The 22,439-nt window shown below is 72.5% G+C and carries 2 protein-coding genes (1 of these 2 running past the window's edge); both read right to left on the bottom strand.

What is annotated here, in order from left to right; translation table 11 throughout:
- Window positions 1–3,238, bottom strand: partial view of a non-ribosomal peptide synthetase gene (locus tag IU449_RS13895; protein ID WP_195002178.1) — the start only. 23,009 nt of this gene lie to the left of the window's left edge; 3,238 of the gene's 26,247 nt are visible here — the first part of the coding sequence; the start codon lies at window positions 3,236–3,238; its stop codon lies beyond the left edge, outside the window.
- A complete protein-coding gene (locus tag IU449_RS13900; protein ID WP_195002179.1) occupies window positions 3,238–21,990 on the bottom strand; it encodes a non-ribosomal peptide synthase/polyketide synthase in 18,753 nt (6,250 codons plus the stop codon). The genes IU449_RS13895 and IU449_RS13900 overlap by 1 nt, the downstream gene beginning before the upstream one ends.
- Between the last annotated feature and the right edge of the window lie 449 nt (window positions 21,991–22,439).

Below are 22,439 nucleotides of genomic sequence, written 5' to 3' on the forward strand. Positions count from 1 at the left end.
AGCGGGCCGGGTTGACGGCCTCGACCAGCTGCTCGAACGGGATGTCGCGGTGGGCGAAAGCGCGCAGGTCGCGTTCGCGGGCGTGGGCGAGCAGATCGGCGAAGCCGCGTCCGGCGTCGACCTCGGTGCGCAGCACGAGGGTGTTGACGAACATGCCGACCACGTCGTCGAGCTGGGCCTCGCCGCGGCCGGCGACGGGGGTGCCGATCGCGATGTCGGTGGTGCCCGACAGCCGCGCCAGCAGTGCGGCCAGGGCGGCGTGCACGACCATGAACGGGGTGGCGTTGTGGCGGGCCGCGATCCGGTCGACGGCGGCGCGCGACTCGGCGTCGATGGCGAAGGCGTGCGTGGCGCCGCGGTAGGACGACACCGCGGGCCTCGCCCGGTCGGCGGGCAGGTCGAGCTGGGCGGGCAGGTCGGCCAGTTCGGCGCGCCAGAAATCCAGCTGCGCGGACAGCGCCGAGCCCGGATCGGTCTCCTCGCCCAGCACTTCGCGCTGCCAGAGGGCGTAGTCGGCGTACTGGATCTGCAACGGGGACCAACCGGGCTCAGCACCTGCGCGGCGAGCGGCGTAGGCGGTGATGAGGTCGCGGACCAGCACACCCATCGAGACGCCGTCGGCCGCGATGTGGTGCACGACGAACACCAGGGTGTGGTCCTCGGGGCCGCTGCGCAGCAGCCGAACCCGTAGCGGCACCTCCTCGGCGACGTCGAAACCGCGGACGGCGATGGCGCGCACGGCCTGCACCAGTTCGGATTCCGGCACATCGGTGGCGGTCAACGCGGGCACCGGGTGCACCGCGCGGACGACCTGCACCGGTCCGGTCGCCGTCTGCGGGTAGAGGGTGCGCAGGATCTCGTGGCGGGCGACCAGATCGGACAGGGCGGCATCGAGGGCGCCGGGGTCGAGGTCGCCGCGCAGGCGCAGCGCGACGGGGATGTTGTCGACCGCGCCCGCCGCCGGGTCCCGGCCGGAGTCGGTGCCGAGGCGGTTGAGGAACCACATGCGGCGCTGGGCAGGCGACAGCGGGATGTGTTCCGGGCGCGGCCCGGCGACGAGCGGCGTTCTGGCGGCGGCACTCTCGCGATCGGCGGTGTCACCGAGGGCGGCCAGGGCCGACACCGACGGGCGGTCGAAGAAGTCCCTGACGTCGATGGCCACCCCCAGTGCCTCGGTGAGGCGGGCGATGGCGCGGGTGGCCAGCAGCGAATTGCCGCCGAGAGAGAAGAAGTCGTCGTCCGCGCCGACGCGCTCCGTGCCGAGCAGATCGGCGAAGATTCCGGCGACCAGGCGTTCCGCTTCGGTCGACGGTTCGCGGAACTCGGCAGCGGCGGAGGTGAAGTCGGGTTCGGGCAGGGCGCGCCGGTCGAGTTTTCCGTTGGCGTTGACCGGCATCGCGTCGAGCACCTGCAGCAGCGAGGGCACCATGTACTCGGGCAGGGATGCGCGGGCCAGCTCCAGCACCGCGCCGGTGTCGAGCATCGGCACGTCGGGGGCGGGGACCACATAGCCCACCAGGTGGTCGCCGCCCGCGTGCCGGGCCAGTACCACCGCCGCCTGGGCGACGGCGTCCGACCGCAGCAGCGCGGCCTCGACCTCGCCGAGTTCGATGCGCAGGCCGCGCAGCTTGACCTGGAAGTCCGTGCGGCCCAGGTACTCCAGTTCCAGCGGGCCGCCCTCACCGCCGCCTGCCCAGCGGACCAGATCGCCCGTGCGGTACATGCGATCGCCGGGCGCACCGTGCGGGTTGGCGACGAACCGGTCGGCGGTCAGGCCGGGCCTGGCCACGTAACCGCGGGCCAGCTGCACGCCCGCCAGATACAACTCGCCGACCACGCCGGTGGGCACCGGGCGCAGGCCCTCGTCCAGCACGAGCAGTTCGTTGTCGTCGGCGACGGTGCCGATCGGGACGGTGACGCTGTCGGCGGCGGTCACCTCGTGGGCGGTCACGTCGACGGTGGCCTCGGTCGGGCCGTAGGTGTTCTGCAGGGTGGCTCCGCTGACATCGCGCAATGCCGCGGCGGTCGCGGCGGGCAGGGCCTCGCCGGAGGAGACCACCATCCGCAGCGCGTCCAGCGACACCCCGCCGCCGGCCAGTTCGGCCACGAACACCGAGAGCATGGACGGCACGAAATGGGCGATGGTGACACCGCGTTCGGCCATGAAGCGCACGAGATACGCGGGGTCGCGGTGCCCGTCGGGGCGGGCGATCACCAGCCGCGCGCCGACCTGCAACGGCCAGAAGAACTCCCACACCGACACGTCGAAGGTGAACGGAGTCTTCTGGATCACCCGATCGGTGGCGAGCATCGGGTGCAGGCGCTGCCGCCAGCGCAGGTTGGCGATCACCGAGCGGTGCGAGACCGCGACGCCCTTGGGGCGTCCGGTGGAGCCGGAGGTGAAGATGACGTAGGCGATATTGTCCGGGCCGGGGCCGGGCAGGGGGTCGAGCCGCTCCTGCGCCGGCGCGGGCTCGGAGTCGAATTCGTCGACGCGCAGCACCGGCACGCCCGCGAGTCCGGCGGGCTGGTCGGCGGTGGTGGTGAGCACCAGCGCCGGTGCGGCGGTCTCGAGCACGTAGGCGATGCGTTCGGCCGGGTGCTCGGGGTCGATCGGCACGTACCCGCCACCGGCCTTGAGCACCGCGTACATGCCGACCAGCAACTCGACCGAGCGTCGCACGGCCAGCCCGACCAGTGCCTCGGGACCGACGCCGAGGGTCACCAGGTGCCGCGCCAGAGCCTCGGTCCTGGCGTCGAATTCGGCGTAGGTGAGGACGGTGTCCTCGAATTCCAGCGCGACCGCGTCCGGAGTGCGGCGGACTTGTTCGGCGAACTCTGTCACCAGCGTCTCCACCGGCGTGAAGCTCACCGGCAGCGTCGGGGCCGCGGCCAGCAGGGCGTCGTCGAGCAGCGCGTCGAGCACCTCACCGAGCGCGCCCTCACCCGCCTCCACCAGGTCGGGCAGCCGGCCGGAGACGACCACCGAGATCAGGGCGTCGGGGCTGAGCGCGCCGCCCATCGCGATGGCGAGTGCGCTGATCTCGGCGGACAGTTCCGCGTAACCGACCGTGGCGTCCGGGCTCCGCAGCGCCACGCGCTCGGGTTCGGAATCGGCGACGGTCTCGATCAGGCGGGGCAGATCCGCCAGTCCGTAGGCGCGACGCAGGGCGGCGTGCCGATCGGCGCCGGGGCTGTCGCCGAGTCCACGGGGGGTGAGCGATTCTGCTCGAGACATCAGCTGTTCCTTTCGGAGACGAGGGAGTTCGTCTCGGCGAGAAGGGTGTTCAGCGCGGCGGCCAGACCAGCGCCGCCGAGCGCCGTGAGGATGCCGGGGACCAGCCCGGCGAGGGCGACGTTGATGAGCGCTTCGGGTGAGGCCGCGGCGCCCATCGCCTTCGCGACGCCGGCCAGTTTCGCCTGGAGTTCGGCATAGGTGACCCGATGCTCGCCGTGCGCGAAAGCGACGGCCGTCGGTGCGAGTTCGGCGGCGGCGGCGATCAATCCGGGCAGGTCCGCCATGGTGGCGGGTGCGCGGGAGGATGCCGTGCCCGGCACGGCCGGGGCCGAGCTCGTGCCCGCCGGGTGCCGGGCGGCTGGCTGCCGTTCGGCCTCGGTCCTGATGTCGATCGCGCGCAGGGCGGTCGACGGGTCCGCCACGACGGCGGCCAGCACCAGGTGCAGGCGCTCGGCACAGTCGCGGACGGTGTCTGCGTCGAAGATGTCGACGGCGTAGGTCAGGCGCAGGGACAACCCGGTCCGCTCACCCGCCTCGTCGAATTCCTCGATACCGGTCAATTGCAGGTCGAACTTGGCCTCCGCGGGGGCCGGGTCGATGACCTCGACCGCCAGACCGGGGAGTTCGACCGTGCCGGGGGGCATGTTCTGGAAGGCGAACATGACCTGGAACAGCGGGGTGTAGGCGCTGGACCTGGTGCGCCCGATGGCCTCGACGACCTGGTCGAACGGCACGTCGGCGTGCGAGAGCGCGGCCAGGTTGCGCGCGCCGGCCTGCCGCAGCAGATCGGCGAAGGTGGCGCGGGTGTCGATCTCGGTGCGCAGGGCGACCGTGTTGACGAACATACCGATCAGGTCGTCGATCTCGCGTACGCCGCGACCGGCGACCGGGACACCGACGGTGATGTCGGTGCTGCCGGAGAGCTTGGCCAGCAGGACCGCCAGGGCGCTGTGCAGGACCGTGAACAGGGTGGTGCCGTGGTCGCGGGCCAGTCGGTCCAGTGCGCGGGTGGTCTCGACGTCGATGGCGGTGACGACGGTCTCGCCGCGCATGTCGCGATGGGCCGGGCGGGGCCGGTCGGTGGGCAGGGCCAGGACTTCCGGGGCGTTCGCCAGTTCCTGGCGCCAGTACGCGAGCTGACGCTCGTGGGTGGAGTCCGGGTCGCCGGGGCGGCCGAGCAGTTCGTGCTGCCAGACGCTGTAGTCGGTGTAGCCGATGGGCAGGGGCTCCCAGGCCGGTGCGCGACCGGCCGCGCGGTCGACGTAAGCGCGCACGAGATCACGGGCGAGGGGCCCGACGGAGTAGCCGTCACCACTGATGTGGTGGACGACCACGACGAGCACGTGCTCGGCGGCGGATGCGGTCTGCCCCGTAGCAGCGGACGGCGAGGCGGTGTCGGACCGCGTGCCGTCACCGGATCCCCCGGCGGGCGCCGATTCCGCAGCGGTGCCCGATTCCGTCCCCGCGAGGCCGCGAGCCCCGGGGACACAACGGAACAGGGCCGCACGGACCGGTGGCGCCGCGGCGATGTCGAAGCCGCGGCCGACGAATTCGTCCAGGCGCGCGAACAATTCGGCGCGGTCGACCGTGATCGGCGTGAGGTCGACGGTGACGGCCTCCAGCGGTAGCACTTCCTGGACCGGACCCTCGGGGGTGTCCGGGTAGCGGGTGCGCAGGGGCTCGTGGCGGGCCAGCAGGTCCGCGACGGCGGCGGTGAGGGCGGCGTGGTCGAGGTCGCCGGTCAGGCGGATGGCGGCCGGGATGTTGTAGGCCGCGGAATCCGGGGCGAGGCGGTTGACCACCCACATACGCTGCTGTGCGGGGGCCAGCGGGACCGGGCCCTCGCCGGTGCGGCGGACCAGCGGGGGCCGCGCGCCGGTGTCGTCGAGTTCGCCGAGCCCGCGGGCCAGGTGCGCGACGGTCGGGGCGTCGAAGACCTCGGCCACCGGCACGCGGACGCCGAGTGCGGCGCTCAGCCGGGCCGCCAGCTTGGTGGCCAGCAGGGAGTTGCCGCCGAGGGCGAAGAAGTCGGTGCCGGAGCCGACGCGGTCGGCCGGGACGCCGGTGAGTTCGGCGAAGGTCGCCGCCACCAGTCGCTCGAGCGCACCCGTGGGCTCCTCGGAGTTCGCCTCGGCGAACACCGGCTCGGGCAGCTTCGCGCGGTCGACCTTGCCGTTGGCATTGAGCGGCAGGCGCGGCAGGACGACGATCGCGGCGGGGACCATGTAGCCCGGCAGCCGGGTCGCGAGTTCCGCGCGCAGGTGGGCGGAGAGCTCGGCGGCCCGCGAATCCGCCGACAGCGCATCGGGCATCGGGGCGAGCCGCGCTCCGGCGGCCACCGGGGCGAGCGACTGTCCGACGGTAGCCGGACGGGTCCGCGAGCCGACGGCGTCCGCAGCGTCGACAGTCGCCGCCGCGGGCTCGGCTTCCGGCATGCCGACGTAGGCGACGAGGCGTTCGCCCGCGTTCTCCCCCGCCGAGCGGGCCAGAGCGACGGCCGCGCGGACGCCGGGGAGGCCGAGCAGCGCGGATTCGACTTCGGCGAGCTCGATACGGAAGCCGCCGATCTTGACCTGGAAGTCGGCGCGCTCGAGGTACTCGAGGGTGCCGTCGGCGCGTCGGCGGACGATGTCACCGGTGCGGTACATCCGCGCGCCGGGACCACAGGGGGCGACGCCCGCCGCGTCGACAGCCGCCAGGCGGCCTGCCTGGTCACTGCTCGCCGAAGCGGAAGCCGCGCCGTCGATTTCCCGGAACACGGCGCCGGCGGGCACCACACCGGACGGCGCGACACCGGACGAATCAACACCGGACGGTTCGACGGCGGACGGTTCGACAGCGGAGAACTGCGCGGCGAAGGGATCGGCGACGAAGCGCTCGGCGGTGAGGTCGACGCGGCCGTGGTAGCCGCGGGCGAGCTGGGCGCCCGCCAGGTAGAGCTCACCCGCGACGCCGACCGGGACGGGCTGGAGGCGGCGGTCGAGGACATAGACGCGGCTGTTCCAGGCGGGTGCGCCGATCGGCGCGGTGTGCGCCGGGCGTTCGCGCACTTCGTGGGCGGTGATGGAGACGGCGGCTTCGGTGGGGCCGTACAGGTTGTGCAGGGACGCGCCGGTGCGGGCGGCACGGTCGAGGAACTCGGTGGCGGTGGCGGGGGGCAGCGCTTCGCCGATGGCCAGGACGTGGCGCAGTGCGGGCGGCAGGTCCGCGGCCGCGCCGAGCAGCATGGCGACCAGGGACGGGACCGCGAACAACACGGTGACGCCGTGGGAGTCCATGGTCGCGCGCAGCTGATCGGGGTCGCGCTCGGCGCCGGGGGCGGTGACGACCAGGCTGCCGCCGGACAGCAGCGGGCCCCAGAACTCCCAGACCGACAGATCGAAGGTGGCGGGGGTCTTCAACAGGCTCACCGTGGTGGCGTCGAGCGCGTATCGCTCGCGCAGCCAACGGATCTGGTTGACCACGGCGGCGTGCGGGACGGTCACGCCCTTGGGACGGCCGGTGGAGCCGGAGGTGAAGATGACGTAGGCGGGATGCTCGGGCCGCAGCGGGCGCAGGCGTTCGTCGTCGCGGATCGGCGCCGTTGCCGCCGTCGACGCCACAGCCGCCATCGGCGTTGCGGTCGCCGACACGGCATCAGTCGTCGACACGGCGTCCGATGCGGCCCCCGCCCGGAGGCGGTCGATCTCGAGAACAGGCAACTCGGTGGCGATCGGCATGCCGTCGGCCGAGGTGGTCAGCACACAGATCGGGGCCGCCGTCTCGACGATGTAGCCGATGCGCTCGGCCGGGTGGTCGGGGTCGATCGGCACGTACGCGCCGCCCGCGCGCACCACGGCGTGCATGGCGAGCACCAGTTCGATCGAGCGGCGCATGGCCAGGACCACGGTCGACTCGGGTCCGACGCCCGCGCGGATCAGTACACGTGCCAGGCGATTGACCTCGGCGTCGAACTCCCGGTAAGTGAGGCCACGCGCGGTCGTCCCGGGATCGCGCTGGGTCACGGTGGCCGGTGCGAGCTGATCGGTCACGGCGGGGGCGACCGGGGCGGCGCCCACCAGGGCCAGGGCGTCCGGGGTGCGGGCGGCCTGTTCCGCACCGAGGTCGGCGAGGGTGGCGGGGGCGAGCGGGTGGGCGGTGGCGTTCCAGTCGACGAGCATCCGGCGACGCTGCTGGGCGCCGAGCAGGTCGATCGCGCCGACCTCGATCTGCGGCCGGGCGGCGACGGTGTCGAGGACGGTGCGCAGCTGGGTGGCGAAGCGGTGCACGGTTTCCGCGTCGAACAGGTCTTCGGCGTAGCCGAGGACCACACGGATGCCCTGGGGCGCGCCGCCGGAGCCGTAGGCGTCGAAGGCGAACAGGTGCAGGTCGAATTGGGCGACCCCGCTGTCGAATTCGATGTCGGTGACGGTGAGGCCGGGCAGCTCCAGGGTGCCGCGTTCGTGGTTCTGGAAGGAGTAGCCGACCTGGAACAGCGGGTGGCGCGCGGTGGAGCGCTCGGGGTTGAGCACTTCCACCAGGCGCTCGAAGGGCACGTCGGCGTGACTGAAGGCGGCGATGTCGGCGGCCTTGGCCTGGTCGAGCAGGGCGGTGAAGGGCTGGGCGGCGTCGACGCGGGTGCGCAGCACCAGCGTGTTGACGAACATGCCGATGACGTCGTCGAGTGCGGCTTCGCCGCGGCCGGCGACGGGAGTGCCGACGGCGATGTCCTCGCCACCGGACAGGCGCGAGAGCAGGGTGGCGAAGGCCGCGTGCACGACCATGAACAGGGTCGCGCCCGCGTCGCGGCCCACGGCGACCAGGCGGGCGTGCAGGTCGGCGTCGAGGTCGAAGCGGACCAAGCCGCCGCGCATGCTCTGCTTGGCCGGTCGCGGCCGGTCGGTGGGCAGGGCGAGCTGATCGGGCAGACCCGCCAGGGTCTCGGTCCAGTAGGCGAGCTGTTCGGCGGCGCGGGAGGCGGGGTCGTTCTCGTCGCCGAGCAGATCGCGCTGCCACAGCGCGTAGTCGGCGTATTGGATGGGCAGGGGCCGCCAGTCCGGGGCCGCGCCGTCGCGGCGCGCGGAGTAGGCGGTCATCAGGTCGCGGACGAACGGCACGGTGGACGAGCCGTCGGCGGCGATGTGGTGCAGCACGCCGACGAGCACGTATTCGGCGACGTCCGGGCGCAGCAGCCACAGCCGTACGGGCACCTCGGCGGTGACATCGAACGGGATCTCGACCAGTTCGCGGATGCGCTGCGGAAGCTCGGCTTCGGCGAGGACCTGCGGCTCGAGACGCAGGGCGACCTCGCTCGGCGAGAGAATCTGCTGGACCGGCTCGCCGTCGACCTCGGGGTAGCGGGTGCGCAGCGACTCGTGCCTGGCCACCACATCGGCGACGGCGGCCCGCAGGGCGGCCACGTCCAGGTCGCCGGACATACGCAGGGCCATCGGGATGGTGTAGGCGGTGGAGGCGGCGTCGAAGCGGTTGAGGAACCACATGCGCTGCTGGGCGGGCGAGAGCGGCAGGCGGTCCGGGCGGGCGGCGGCGACCAGCGGCGGGCGGGTGGCGCCGTCGGCTTCGGCGACCACGACGGCCAGGTCGGCGACCCTCGGCGATTCGAACAGGGTGCGCACCGAGACCTGGCGGTCCAGCGCGGCCCCGATGCGGGCGCCGGCCTTGGCGGCGAGCAGGGAGCTGCCGCCGAGGGCGAAGAAGTCGTCGTCGGCGCCGACCCGGTCGTCCGCGGACATGCCGAGCACTTCGGCGTAGACCCCGGCGATGATCTCCTCGACCGGGCCGGTGGGCGCACGGTAGACAGTGCCGGTGAACACCGGAGCGGGCAGCGCGGCGCGATCGAGTTTGCCGTTGACCGTCAACGGGATCCGGTCGATGGGCACCAGCGCCGCGGGGACCATGTGCTCGGGCAGGAGGCGGGCGAGCCGGTCACGCAGCGCGGCGGTATCGACCGGCGCACCATGGACGGCCGAGGCAGTCGCGTCCCCTCGACCAGCAGCATCCGGCAGCGCGGCAGCGTCAGCGAGCGCGGCCGGAGCGACAGTACCGACCCGGACGGCGGTGTCGACCCGAGCGGGGACGACGTAGCCGACGATGCGGTCCTCGGCCTGGTCGTTGCGCACGACGACCGCGGCTTCGGCGACCTCGGGCTGCTCCAGCAGCGCGGCTTCGATCTCACCGAGTTCGATGCGGAAACCACGCAGGTTGACCTGTTGGTCCGCGCGACCGAGATATTCGAGATCGCCGTCGGCGGTCCAGCGAGCCAGGTCACCGGAGCGGTAGGCGAGCGTGCCCGGATCGCCGTAGGGGTCGGCGACGAAGCGGGTCGCGGTCAGATCGGGCCTGTTCAGGTAGCCGCGCGCCGATTGGCCGCCGGAGACGTAGATCTCGCCGGGCACCCCGACGGGAACCGGGCGCAGGCGGGCGTCGAGCACCCGGACGGTGAGACCGGGCAGCGGGCCGCCGATGACGCCGGTCGCCCCGCCGGTCAGGTCGACCAGGTCGATCGGGCGGTGCGAGACGTGCACGGTGGTCTCGGTGATGCCGTACATGTTCACCAGCCGGGGGCCGTGCGGGTAACGGCGCAGCCAGCCGCCGAGCCGCTGGGGCTCGAGCGCTTCGCCGCCGAAGACGACATAGCGCAAGGCGTAGTCACCCGGCTCACGCGCGGCGTCGGCGGCGGCGAGCTGATAGAAGGCCGAGGGCGTCTGGTTCAGGACGGTCACCCGCTCGTCGACGAGCAGCTGCCGGAACTGTTCGGGCGAGCGCGAGGTGAAGTAGTCGACCAGGACCACGCGACCGCCGGTGAGCAGCGCGCCCCACAGTTCCCACACCGAGAAGTCGAAGGCGTAGGAGTGGAACATCGTCCACACGTCCGCCGGCCCGAAATCGAACAGGGTTGCGGCATTGTCGAGCAGTCGCAGCACATTGCGGTGCGGGATCACCACACCCTTGGGGCGGCCGGTGGAGCCGGAGGTGTAGATGACGTAGGCCGGGTGAGCCGGATGGATCGGGGCGCGGCGGTCGGCGTCGGTGAGCGGCGCCGAACAGTGATAACGCGCGTCGACGTCGCGGGTGAGGTCGATGACCGGGCCGTCGAACCAGCCGGGGGTCCGCGGGCTGCCGGGGCCGGTCAGCGCGCACACCGGGCGCGCGTCGGCGAGCATGTACTCGATCCGGTCGGCCGGGTAGTTCGGGTCGACAGGCAGGTAGCCGCCGCCCGCCTTGAGCACCGCCAGCAGCGCCACGACCAGGTCGGGAGTGCGGGCCATCGAGACCGCGACCAATGTCTCCGGGCCGACGCCCGCCGCGACGAGGCGGCGGGCCAGCCGGTTGGACCTGGCGTCGAGTTCGCCGTAGGTGAGGCTCTCGACCGCGCCCGCCGTCGATCCGCCGCGCACCGCGACGGCGGCCGGGTCGCGATGGGCGACCGCGGCGAAACGGTCCGCCAGGGTGCCGGCGGCGGCGCGGTCGGGGCCGGTGCTCGACCACTCGTACAGGGCGCGGTGCTGTTCCTCGGCGGAGAGCAATTGGATGTCGCCGACGACCACGGTGGCGTCGGCGGCCACCCCGTCGAGCACCTGGGTGAAACGGCGGGCCAGCACCGCGATCGAGGCGGCATCGAAAAGATCGGTGCTGTAGACGATCTCGATGTCCATGCCGTCGGCGCGACCGTCGGCGTCGGTGTCCTCGCGGACGGTGAACTGGAGGTCGAACTCGGCGGCCACGGCCGACAGCGGCAGCTCCGCGACCCGCAGGCCGGGCAGCTCCACCTCGGGCACGGTGAAGTTCTGCATGGTCAGCGCCACCTGGAACAGCGGGTGGCGGTTGCGGGCGCGGCTGGGCGCGAGCACCTCCACCAGGCGCTCGAAGGGCAGATCCGGGTGGGACAGCGCTTCCAGGTCGCGGCGGCGGGTGTCGTCGAGGACGGACTCGAACCTGGCGCGGGGATCGATGTGGCTGCGCAGCACCAGCGTGTTGACGAACATGCCGACCATGCCGTCCAGGCCCTGTTCGCCGCGTCCTGCGACCGGGGTGCCGATGGCGATGTCCTCGGTGCCGGACAGGCGGGCCAGCAGCACCGCGAGGGCGGCGTGCACGGTGGTGAACAGGGTGGCCTCGCGTTTGCGGGCCAGTTCGCGCAACTCGCTGTGAAGATCGGCGTCGACACGCAGGCGGTGGGTGGCGCCCCGGTTGCCGGAGACCGCCGGGCGGGGGCGATCGGTGGGCAGGTCGAGCTGTTCGGGCAGGCCGTCCAGGGTGGTGCGCCAGAACTCGAGTTCGCGGTGGGCGCGGGAGCCGGGATCGGTGTCGGCGCCGAGCAGGTCGGCCTGCCAGAGGGTGTAGTCGGCGTAATGGACCGGCAGCGGACGCCACGGTGGGACGGCGCCCGCGCGACGCGCGGCGTAGGCGGTCATGAGGTCGGCGGCCAGCGGGCCGAGGGAGAACCCGTCCGCGCAGATGTGGTGCAGCACGACCAGCAGCACATACTCCTCGCCGGACAGGGCGAACAGCTCAGCGCGGACCGGGATGTCGGTGGTGAGGTCGAAGGTCTCGGCGGTGCTCGCGGCGAGCCGGGCGGGCAGCTCGGCCGGATCCACCTGCCGGGCGCGCAGATTCGCCACCCGCTCCCCCGGTGCGGGTGCGGGCAGGATCACCTGGTGCGGTCCGTCGGCGTCGGCGGGGTGAACCGTGCGCAGCGATTCGTGGCGAGCGATCACGTCGTGCAGCGCGACGGTGAGCGCGGTCTCGTCGACCGCGCCGGTCAGGCGAAGGGCGACCGGGATGTTGCTGACCGCGTCGCCGAGTCCGTCGGCGTCGGCGAGGAACCGGTTGAGGAACCAGATCCGCTGCTGGGCGGCCGAGAGCGGAATGCGATGCGGGCGAGGCCGAGCGGTGAGGGCGGGGCGGGCGCCCGAGCCGTGCAACGGCTCCACCCGTTCGGCCAGCTCCCGCACGGTCGAAGCCTCGAAGAGGAGGCGAACCGGTATCTGGGCGTCCAGAGCCGCGCCGAGGCGGGCGACGGCCTGGGTGGCGGTCAACGAGTTGCCGCCAAGGGCGAAGAAATCGTCGTCGAGACCGACCCGGACTCCATCACCCAGACCGGCCCGGCCTCCATCACCCAGACCGGCCCGGCCTCCATCACCCAGACCGGCCCGGTCGGTGCCCAGTAGACCCGCGAACACGGCGGCCACGGCCTGCTCGGTCGCGGTGACCGGGGCGCGGTAGGCGGCGGCCGCGAAAACCGGTTCCGGCAGCGCGCGGCGGTCGAGCTTGCCGGAGGCGTTGAGCGGGAACTCGGCCAGCGGCACGTAGGCGGCGGGCAGCATGTACGCGGGCAGGCGGGCGGCCAGCGCGGCGCGCACGGCATCGAGGTCGAGGGTGACCTCGGGGCCGGCCGGTGCCGACCGGTCATCGGGGATCACATAGGCGATCAGCTGGTCGCCGCCGCGGGCGACGACGACGGCCTGGGCGATCTCGTCCAGATCGGTGAGAGCGGCTTCGATCTCGCCGAGCTCGATGCGCAGGCCACGCACCTTCACCTGGAAGTCGGTGCGGCCCAGATAGATCAGCTCGCCGGTGGCCGACCAGGTGACCAGGTCGCCGGTGCGGTACATCCGCGCGCCGGGGCGGAAGGGATCGGCGACGAAGCGGTCGGCGGTCAGGTCGGGGCGGGCGACATACCCGCGGGCGAGCTGGACGCCGGAGAGGTACAACTCGCCGGGGACACCCGCGGGTACCGGGCGCAGCCAGGTGTCGAGCACGTGGACGGCGGTGTTGGCGACCGGCAGGCCGATCGGCACGGTGTGGGTGTCGGCGTCGGTGACCTCGTGGAAGGTGACGTCGACGGCGGCCTCGGTGGGGCCGTAGAGGTTGTGCACGCGAGCGCCGGTCAGGGCACGCAGTCGGTGCGCCGGGGCGGGGGTGAGCGCCTCGCCGGAGCAGAACACCTGACGCAGCGACGCACAGGCGAGCGGCTGTCGGGCGGTGGACATCTCAGCGGTGGACAACTCGGCGGTCGACAACTCGGCGACGAACACCGCCAGCATCGACGGCACGAAGTGCGCGACAGTGACGCTCTCACTCTCGATCAGCTCGGCCAGGTAGCGGGGGTCGCGGTGACCGCCGGGCGCGGCCAGGACCAGGCGCGCACCGATCTGCAAGGGCCAGAAGAACTCCCAGACCGACACGTCGAAGGTGGCGGGTGTCTTCTGCAGAACCACGTCGGTCCCGTCGAGCCGGTACTGCGCCTGCATCCAGCGCAGGCGGTTGACGATGGCGGCGTGGGTGACCGCGACGCCCTTCGGACGACCGGTGGAGCCCGAGGTGAAGATGACGTAGGCGGTGTGCTCGGGGCGCAGCGGGGCGAGCCGTTCGGCGTCGGTGAGCGCAGCGCCGGAATTGGCGGTGGTGTCGAGACGGTCGAGGTCCAGGACCGGCCAACGGTGGGCGTCCTCGCCGCCCGGCAGTTCCAGGCCGTCGCCCGCGCGGGTGAGCACGCAGACCGGACGGGCGGTGCGCAGCACGTGGTCGAGGCGCTCGGCCGGGTGCTCCGGATCGAGCGGGATGTAGGCCGCGCCGGTGGCCAGAACCGCGTACATGGCGACCACCAGATCGGTCGAGCGCGCGATACCCAGGGCGACAGCGCGTTCCGGGCCGGCGCCGAAGGAGACCAGCAGCCGCGCGAGGCGGTTCACCCGGATCGAGAGCTCGCGGTAGGTGAGGTGGCTGCCCTGGAACGACAGGGCCGTGGCCTCCGGTGTGCGGGCGGCCTGCTCCTGGAACAGCGAGATCAGGGTGGCGGGCGGGCCGAGTTCGCGGGCGGTGGCGTTGCGGGCGGCGAGTGCGGCGTGTTCGCCCGCGGCGAGCAGGTCGATGTCGCCGATGCGGACGCCGGGGTCCGCGCACACCGTGTCCAGCACGATCCGCAGCCGGGCGGCGAATCCGGCGATGGTGATCGGGTCGAACAGGTCGGTGGCGTACTCGAAGACCGCGTCGAATCCCTCGGCGGTCTCGACCAGGCTCAATTGCAGATCGAACTTCGCTGCCTCGCTGTCGAGGTCGAGGACCGACGCGCTCAGCCCGGCGGTCTCGATCTGGGCGGCGGCGGTGTTGTTGAGGTCGAGCATGACCTGGAACAGCGGATGACTCGCGGCCGAACGCCGCGGTTGGAGAGCCTCCACCAGTCGCTCGAACGGGACCTCGGCGTGGTCGAAGGCGCGCAGGTCCGCGTCGCGGACAGCGCCGACCAGCTCGGTGAAGCTCTGGCCGGGCCGCACCTCGGCGCGCAGGACCACGGTGTTGACGAACATGCCGACGAGGTCGTCGAGGGCGGCCTCGCCGCGTCCGGCGACCGGGGTGCCCACGGCGATGTCGTGCTGACCGGAGAGTTTCGCCAGCAGGGTGGCGAACGCGGCGTGCAGCACCATGAACAGCGAGGCGCCGGTGGTCTCGGCGACCTCGCGCAGTGCGCGCGCGGTGTCGGCGGGCAGGCGGAACCGGTGCCGGGCGCCCTGTCCGGAGGCCTGCGCGGGGCGTGGCCGGTCGCTGGGCAGCGGGAGAAGTTCCGGCAGCCCGGCCAGTTCGGACGACCAGAAGGCGAGCTGGCGGGCCAGCACGGACTGGGGGTCGGCGGCGTCGCCGAGCAGGTCGCGCTGCCACAGGGTGAAATCGGCGTATTGCACGGGCAGCGGCGACCAGTCCGGTGCGGCGCCGTGGCGGCGCGCTTCGTAGGCTCCCAGCAGGTCCCGGGCCAGCGGCGCGACCGACCAGCCGTCGGCCGCGATGTGGTGCAGCGAGATCACCAGCACATGGACCTCGGCGCTCGCGCGCAGCAGGGTCAGGCGCAGCGGCGGGCGGACGGTCACGTCGAAGGATTGCGCCGCGAGTTCGCGGACCCGCGCCGAAATCGCTTCCCCGGCACCGTCTTCGGCGTCGTACGGGAGGACGTCCTCGACGACGAGCGCGACGCCCGCCTCCGCCGGCTCGCACACCTGCTGGTGGGCGACGCCGTCGACGGCGGGGTAGCGGGTGCGCAGCACTTCGTGCCTGGTCACCAGGTCGGTGACGGCCGCGGCGAGCGCGCCGTGGTCGAGCGGCCCGCGGATGCGCAGGGCGGTGGTGAGGTTGTTGGCCAGGGAGTCGGCGTCGAAGCGGTTGAGGAACCACATGCGCTGCTGGGCGTAGGACAGCGGAATGCGCTGTGGGCGTGACCGAGCCAGCAGCGGGGCGCGACCTCCCGAGCCCGCGTGCGCGGCCAGCGCGGCGGCCAGGCCCGCGACCGTGGAGGTCTCGAAGACCAGCCGCACCGGCACGGTCGTGTCCAGTGCCGCGCCGAGGCGGGCGACCAGACGCGTGGCGACCAGCGAGTTTCCGCCCAGCTCGAAGAAGTCGTCGTCGAGCCCGACGCCCGGCGCGGCGGTGATTCCGAGCACCTCGGCGAACACGGCGGCCACGCTGCGTTCGACGCCGGTGACCGGCGCCCGGAACGCCGTGGTCGCGAATCGCGGTGCGGGCAGCGCGGTCCGATCGAGCTTCCCGTTCGGGGTGAGGGGCAGCGCGTCGATCACCGTGATCGCGGCGGGCACCATGTGCGCGGCCAACCGGGTGCGCAGGCCCGTGCGCAGCTCGTCGGGATCGATGCCGGCCGCACCGGATACGCCGGGCGCGGGCACGACGTAGGCGACGAGCTGATCGCCGCGGGGCTGGTCGGTGTGCACGACGACGACCGCGTGCGCCACCCCCGGATGCGCGGACAGCGCCGCCTCGATCTCGCCGAGTTCGATCCGGTAGCCGCGCACCTTCACCTGAGAGTCGTTGCGGCCCAGATACTCCAGCTCGCGTCCCGCGGAGGCCAGGGTCCAGCGCACCAGGTCGCCGGTGCGGTACATGCGCTGTCCGGGCTCCCAGGGGCAGGCCACGAAACGCTCGGCGGTGGTCGCGCCTCTGCCGTGGTAGCCGCGCGCCACCTGCGGACCCGCCACGTACAGTTCACCGGCCACGCCGACCGGCACCGGCACGAGCCGCGCGTCGAGCACCCACTGCCGCGCACCGCGCAACGGGGTGCCGATGGTCACGCGCTCGCCGAGCGCGCCGGACGTGGTCGAGTCCACGATCACCGTGGTCTCGGTGGGACCGTAGGCGTTGACCAGGCTGCGCCCGGCCGCGGACCAGCGTCGCGCGAGTTCCGGCGGGCAGGCCTCGCCGCCGACGACCAGCACCCGCAGGTCGGGCACGTCGGCGGGATCGACCGACATCGCGGCCGAGGGGGTGACGATGGCGTGCGTGACCCGCCGGGCGCGCGCGAAATCCGCGAACTCCCGCCCCACGCGGGCGGTTTCGGGCGCCACCACCAGGGTGGCGGCCGAATCGGCGGCCAGCAGGATCTCGGCGACGGAGATGTCGAACGACGGCGAGCCGACGTGCAGCACCCGGGCATCGGAATCACCCGCGTAACGGGCGGTCTGTTCGGTGGCCAGACCGACCAGACCGGTCTGGCTCACCAGCACCCCCTTGGGCGCACCGGTGGAGCCGGAGGTGTAGATGACGTAGGCCAGGTTGTACGCGCGCAGCGGGCGCACCCGTTCGTCGTCCCGGATCGGCGCGGCGTCGAATCGCGCGCATTCGACGGCGAATTCGGCGTCGTCGAGCACCAGCCAGGTGGGACCGTCTGTCGCGTCGGGCAGGTCGGCGCGCACGGCGTCGACCGTCATGCCGAGTCGCGCGCCGCAGTCGCGCACCATGTACGCGATCCGCTCGGCCGGGTAGGCGGGATCCACCGGTACCCAGGCGGCGCCCGCCTTGGCGATCGCCCACACGGCGGTGACGAACTCCGGCGACCGCGGGATCGCGAGGGCGACCATGTCGTCGGGACCGATGCCGCGGTCGATCAGCGCTCGCGCGATCCGCGCGGAGGCGGCGTCGAGTTCGCGGTAGGTCAGCTCACGGTCGTCGGCGGACAACGCGATCCGCTCCGGCGCGGCGGCCGCGGCGCGCGCGAACAGCTCGGGCAGCAGGGTCGTCGTGGCGGCGGGCGCCACGCCCCGGGTGGTGAGCGCGGCGAGTTCGGCCTCGTCGAGCAACGGCAGCTCGTCGACGCGGGCGGCGGGATCGGTGGTGATCGCGTCGAGCAGACGCGACAGGCGAGCAGCGAACGACGCGACGGTGTCGGCATCGAAAAGCGCGGTCGCGTAGACGAATTCCGTGGCGATCCCCGCCGGTGCCGATCCTTCCCCGAGATCGGCACCGGCGAAGAGCTCGGTGACCTCGATCGACAGGTCGAACTTGGCCACCCCGGTGTTCACCGTACTCGTTCGGACCGAAACCTCGGGGAGGTCCACGCTCATGTCGCCGGTGACCGCCGCCGACAACGCCACCTGGAAGACCGGATGCCAGGCCTGCGAGCGCGTCGGACGCAGCGTGTCGACCAGCTGCTCGAAGGGCACGTCGGCGTGGGAGAAGGCGGCCAGATCGCGATCGCGAACCCTGCGCAGCAGGTCACGGACGGTTTCCGCGCCGTCGACCGTGGTGCGCAGGGGCAGCGTGTTGACGAACATGCCGACCAGCGCGTCCAGGCCCGCGGTATCGCGACCGCCGATGGGCGCCCCGATCACCACATCATCGGTGCCGGACACGCGGGACAGCAGCACCGCGAGTGTCGCGTGCAGCACCATGAAGGTGGAGACACCCTCGTCTCGCGCGAGCTGAACTGCGCGACGGTGCAATTCGGCGGGCAGCTCGATGCGGTAGGTGGCGCCCGCACCTTCGGCGACCGCGGGACGTGGCCGGTCCGTGGGCAATTCGAGATGATCGGGCGCACCGGCGAGCTCGGCGGACCAGAAGGCGAGCTGCCGGGCCGCCAGGGATTGCGGATCGGTTGCGTCCCCGAGCCGTTCGCGCTGCCACACGGCGTAGTCGGCGTACTGCATCGGTAGCGGCGCCCAGTGCGGCGGCCGCCCGGCGCGCCGGGCGGTGTAGGCGGTGACGGTGTCGGCGGCCAGGACCGGCAGCGACAGACCGTCGGCGGCGATGTGGTGCAGCACGATCGCCAGCGCGTATTCGCCCGCGCCGAGAAGGAAAAGGGCGGCGCGGAAGGGGATCTCGCGTTCCAGCGCGAAAGGCCGGGCGGCGAACGCGGACACCGCGGCGTCGAGTTCGCCCGCGGTGACCAGCTCCACCGCCACCGGGAGACCGGCGACCGGCAGGACCTCCTGGCGCGGGGAGCCGTCCGCGTCCACGGGGAACACCGTGCGCAGCACTTCGTGACGGTCGATCACATCGTTGAGCGCGGCGTGCAGCGCGGCCACATCGAGCGCGCCGCTCAGGCGGAGCACGAACGGCATGTGATAGCTGATCCCGGCCTGGTCGAAGCGGCTCAGGAACCAGATCCGCTGCTGGGCCGGGGAGAGCGGGACCAGCGGCGGCCGCGGAACCACCCGCAGCCGGCGGCTCGCGCCGCCGCCGGTCCCGCCTGCGCGCTCGATCAGGTCGGCGAGATCGCGCACCGTGGTGGCGGTGAACATATCGCGAACCGAGAGCGCGCAGTTCAGGTCGGCGGCCAGCCGGGCGGCCACCTGCGTGGCGACCAGGCTGTTACCGCCGAGGGCGAAGAAGTCGTCGTCGCGGCCGATCGGTTCCCCGTCGGCGCGGCCGCCGCTGCCCAGAGCTTCGGCGAAGGCGCGGGCGACGGCCGCCTCCACCGGCGTCGCGGGCGCGGCGTAGGCCGTGACCGTGCGCTCGGGAGCGGGCAGCGCGGCCCGGTCGAGCTTGCCGGAGGCATTGACCGGCAGGGCGTCGAGCACCACATACGCCGCGGGGGCCATATAGGCGGGCAAGGCGTTGAGCGCGGCGGCGCGCAGCTGCTCGGGCCGCACCGCACCCGGCTCGGCCTCGACCACATACGCGACCAGTTGCTCGCCGACACCGGCGTCGTCGCGGACCACCACGACCGCGCGCACCACGCCGTCCACCGTGGCCAGCACCGTCTCGATCTCGCCGAGCTCGATGCGCAGGCCACGCAGCTTCACCTGGAAGTCGGTGCGGCCCAGATACTCCAGCTCGCCGTCGGTAGTCCAGCGCACCAGATCGCCCGTGCGGTACATCCGCGCACCGGCCGCGCCGGGCCCGCCCGCCGCGCCGAACGGGTCGGCGACGAACCGGTCGGCGGTCAGGCCGGGACGCGCGAGGTAACCCCGGGCGAGCTGTACCCCCGACAGATACAGCTCACCCGGCGCCCCGACCGGGACCGGCCGCAATCGCGAGTCCAGCACGTAGAGCCGCGTATTGAAGACCGGCGCACCGATCGGAACCGTCGCGATGTCGGTGTCGGTCACCTCGTGGAAGGTGACGTCGACCGCCGCTTCGGTCGGTCCGTAGAGGTTGTGCAGCCGCACCCCCGTGAGTACCCGCAGGCGCTGGGCCAGCGTGGCGGGCAGCGCCTCGCCGGAGGCGAACACCTGGCGCAGCGAATCGGCGATCTCCTCGACCGCGTCGGCTTCGCCGGGCTCGCGGGTGCCGCCGTCGCGCTGCGCGAGGAAGGCCTCGAGCATGGAGGGGACGAAATGGGCTGTGGTCACGCCGTATTCGGCGATGATTCGGCGCAACGCGGCCGGATCGCGGTGGTCGTCGGGACCGGCGAGCACCAGCTGCGCGCCCGTCTGCAGCGGCCAGAAGAATTCCCACACCGACACGTCGAAGGTGGCCGGGGTCTTCTGCAACACCACGTCGGCATCGGTGAGCCGGTAGGTCTGCTGCATCCACACCAGCCGGTTCACGATCGCTTCGTGGGTGACGGCCACGCCCTTGGGCAGGCCGGTCGAGCCGGAGGTGAAGATGACGTAGGCGAGGTGGCGCGGGGTCAGCGCGCTGCGACGCTCGCGGTCCCACACCGGCCCGTCGGGGTGATCGGTCGGATCGAGTTCGTCCAGGCGCAGCACCGGCGCCGCGACCTCGGGCAGCTCGATGTCGCCGGTCGTCAGCACGTACATCGGGGCGGCCGTGCGCAGGATGTGGGCGGTGCGCTCGGCAGGGTGATCGGGGTCGAGCGGGACGTAGGCGCCACCGGCGGTCAGGACCGCGTACATGGCGATCACCAGTTCGGGCGAACGACGCAGGTGCAGCGCGACCAGGCTGTCGGGCCCGACGCCGCGCTCGATGAGGTACCGGGCCAGCCGGTTGACGCGCGCGTCGAGGGCTCGGTAGGTGAGCGTGCCCTGATCGTCCTGTCCGTGACCGCCCGCGTAGCGCAGGGCGGGCGCGTCGGGGGTGCGGGCGGCTTGGGCCGCGAACATCGAGACCAGCGTCGGTGACTGGGCCGGGCCGCCGATCCCGCAGGCGGCGCGCACATCGAAGCCGGTGGCGTTCCAGATCTTGGTGGTGACCTCGAGCTCCAGGTCGGTGGTGACCGGGATGCGCGACAGATCGTCCTCGGGGCCGGCGTCGACCAGGCGGGTCAGGTAGCCCAGGAAGCGGGCGTGGTGGCGGGCCAGGTCGTCGGCGCGGTAGAGATTCGGGTTCGCCTCGAAATCGACGTGCACGCTGTCGCGCTCGCCGTAGTAGACGTTCATGCTCAGGTCCTCGACCGGACCGGTCGACAGCACGTGGTAGCGCCCGACGGTGTCGCCCAGGCGCAGGTCACGGCCGAACAGCATGATGTTGGCCAGCGGACCGAACAGCGCACGGTGCGCGGGACGGCCGTCGTGCTCGGCGTCGCGACGGATGTCCTCGTGCCGGTAGCGCTGGTGACGCAGCGCCCCGGCCAGCTCGACGCGGGTCGCCCGCAGCAGGGCGGCCCAGCCGATCCGGCCGACCGGGAGCCGCAGCGGCACGATATTGGACAGCATGCCCGTCGAGCGGCGCATGGCGGCGGTGGTGCGCGCGGTGACCGGCAGACTCAGCACCACGTCGGACCGGTCGGTGAGCCTGCCGAGGTAGCCGGCGAACGCCGCGATCAGCACCGCGGCGACGGTCGAGTCCTGATCGGCCGCGATGGTGTTCATCCGCTCGACCAGTGACTGCGGCAGCGGCCGTCCGACCACCAGGTTGCTCGCGGCGCGCGCGGCGGTGCGACCGTCCAGGCTGGTCACGCTGTCCAGGCCGGCCACCCGCTCGGCCCAGTGCGCGCGGTCGGAAGTGAAACGACCGCTCGCGCGGTAGGTCTGCTCGCCCGCGACCAGCTCGGTCAGCGAGGCGGGGCGCACGTCGGCGGGCTGGTCGCCGCGAACCCGCGCGGTGTAGAGCTCGGCGACGCGCTGGGTGTTGATCAGTGCGGCGTAGCCGTCGAGCACGATGTGGTGCGCGCGCAGGTACCAGAACCAGCGGCGGTCGCCGATGCGCAGCACCGCGCCGCGGGTCAGGCGATCGCGCAGCAGGTCCACCGGCGCGGCGGCGTCGGCGCGCATCCATTCGGTCGCCGCGGCCACCGGGTCGGCGTGGGTGCGGAAGTCCAGAACAGTCAGGTCGCTGGAGAGTTCGGGGTCGACGCGCTGATGCGGCACGCCGTCGATCTCGCCCAGCCGCACGAAGCCGGAGCCGTAGTCCAGCGCGGCCCGCGGCGTCACTTCCTGCAGCAACCCGACATCGAGGTCGCCACGCAGGTCGACGTACTGGGCGATGTTGATGGGGGTCTGCGGATCGAGCAACTGCGCGTACCAGACGCCCAGTTGCGCGGGCGAGAGCGGGAAGTGCTGGGCATCGCGCCGGTCGAGGGCGTTCTCGCCGGGCCGAGCGCCGAACCCATCCAACTCCGTACCGTGCACCAGAGCCTCCTTGACCGGTGAAAGAACCACTGCCCGAGCCGATTTCGGGCAGCACCGATCAGCCCGGCTACCGGTCGTGACGACCGGACGCGGGCGGGCGGCATGCCCCCACGGGCGTTTTTCGGGGAGAGCGCGATCGGTGACGATGTCACCCGCGCGGGATCCGACAGATTGCGTTGAACGAGCGGCGGGCTCGGGGCCCGCCAACCGTGGCGGAGAAGATTCCGCTTCGGGTGTGCCTAGCTTGTGATCGTTCCTCCAACTTTCGCCGCCTGGGGTCTGCGATCGAGACCCTGCCGTGTTCTCTGCGTCACACGATCGTTGCGTGCACTGCGAACATTAGGCGGTCGATGAATAAAATGTAACAGGTTCCACTAAATAATTTTGATCACGTGTCCAGATTGTCTTACAGGGTAGAAACCCGAGGACAGCGGCTATCGCGCGGAGCC

This window comes from Nocardia higoensis (assembly GCF_015477835.1).
GTDB lineage: Bacteria > Actinomycetota > Actinomycetes > Mycobacteriales > Mycobacteriaceae > Nocardia > Nocardia higoensis_A.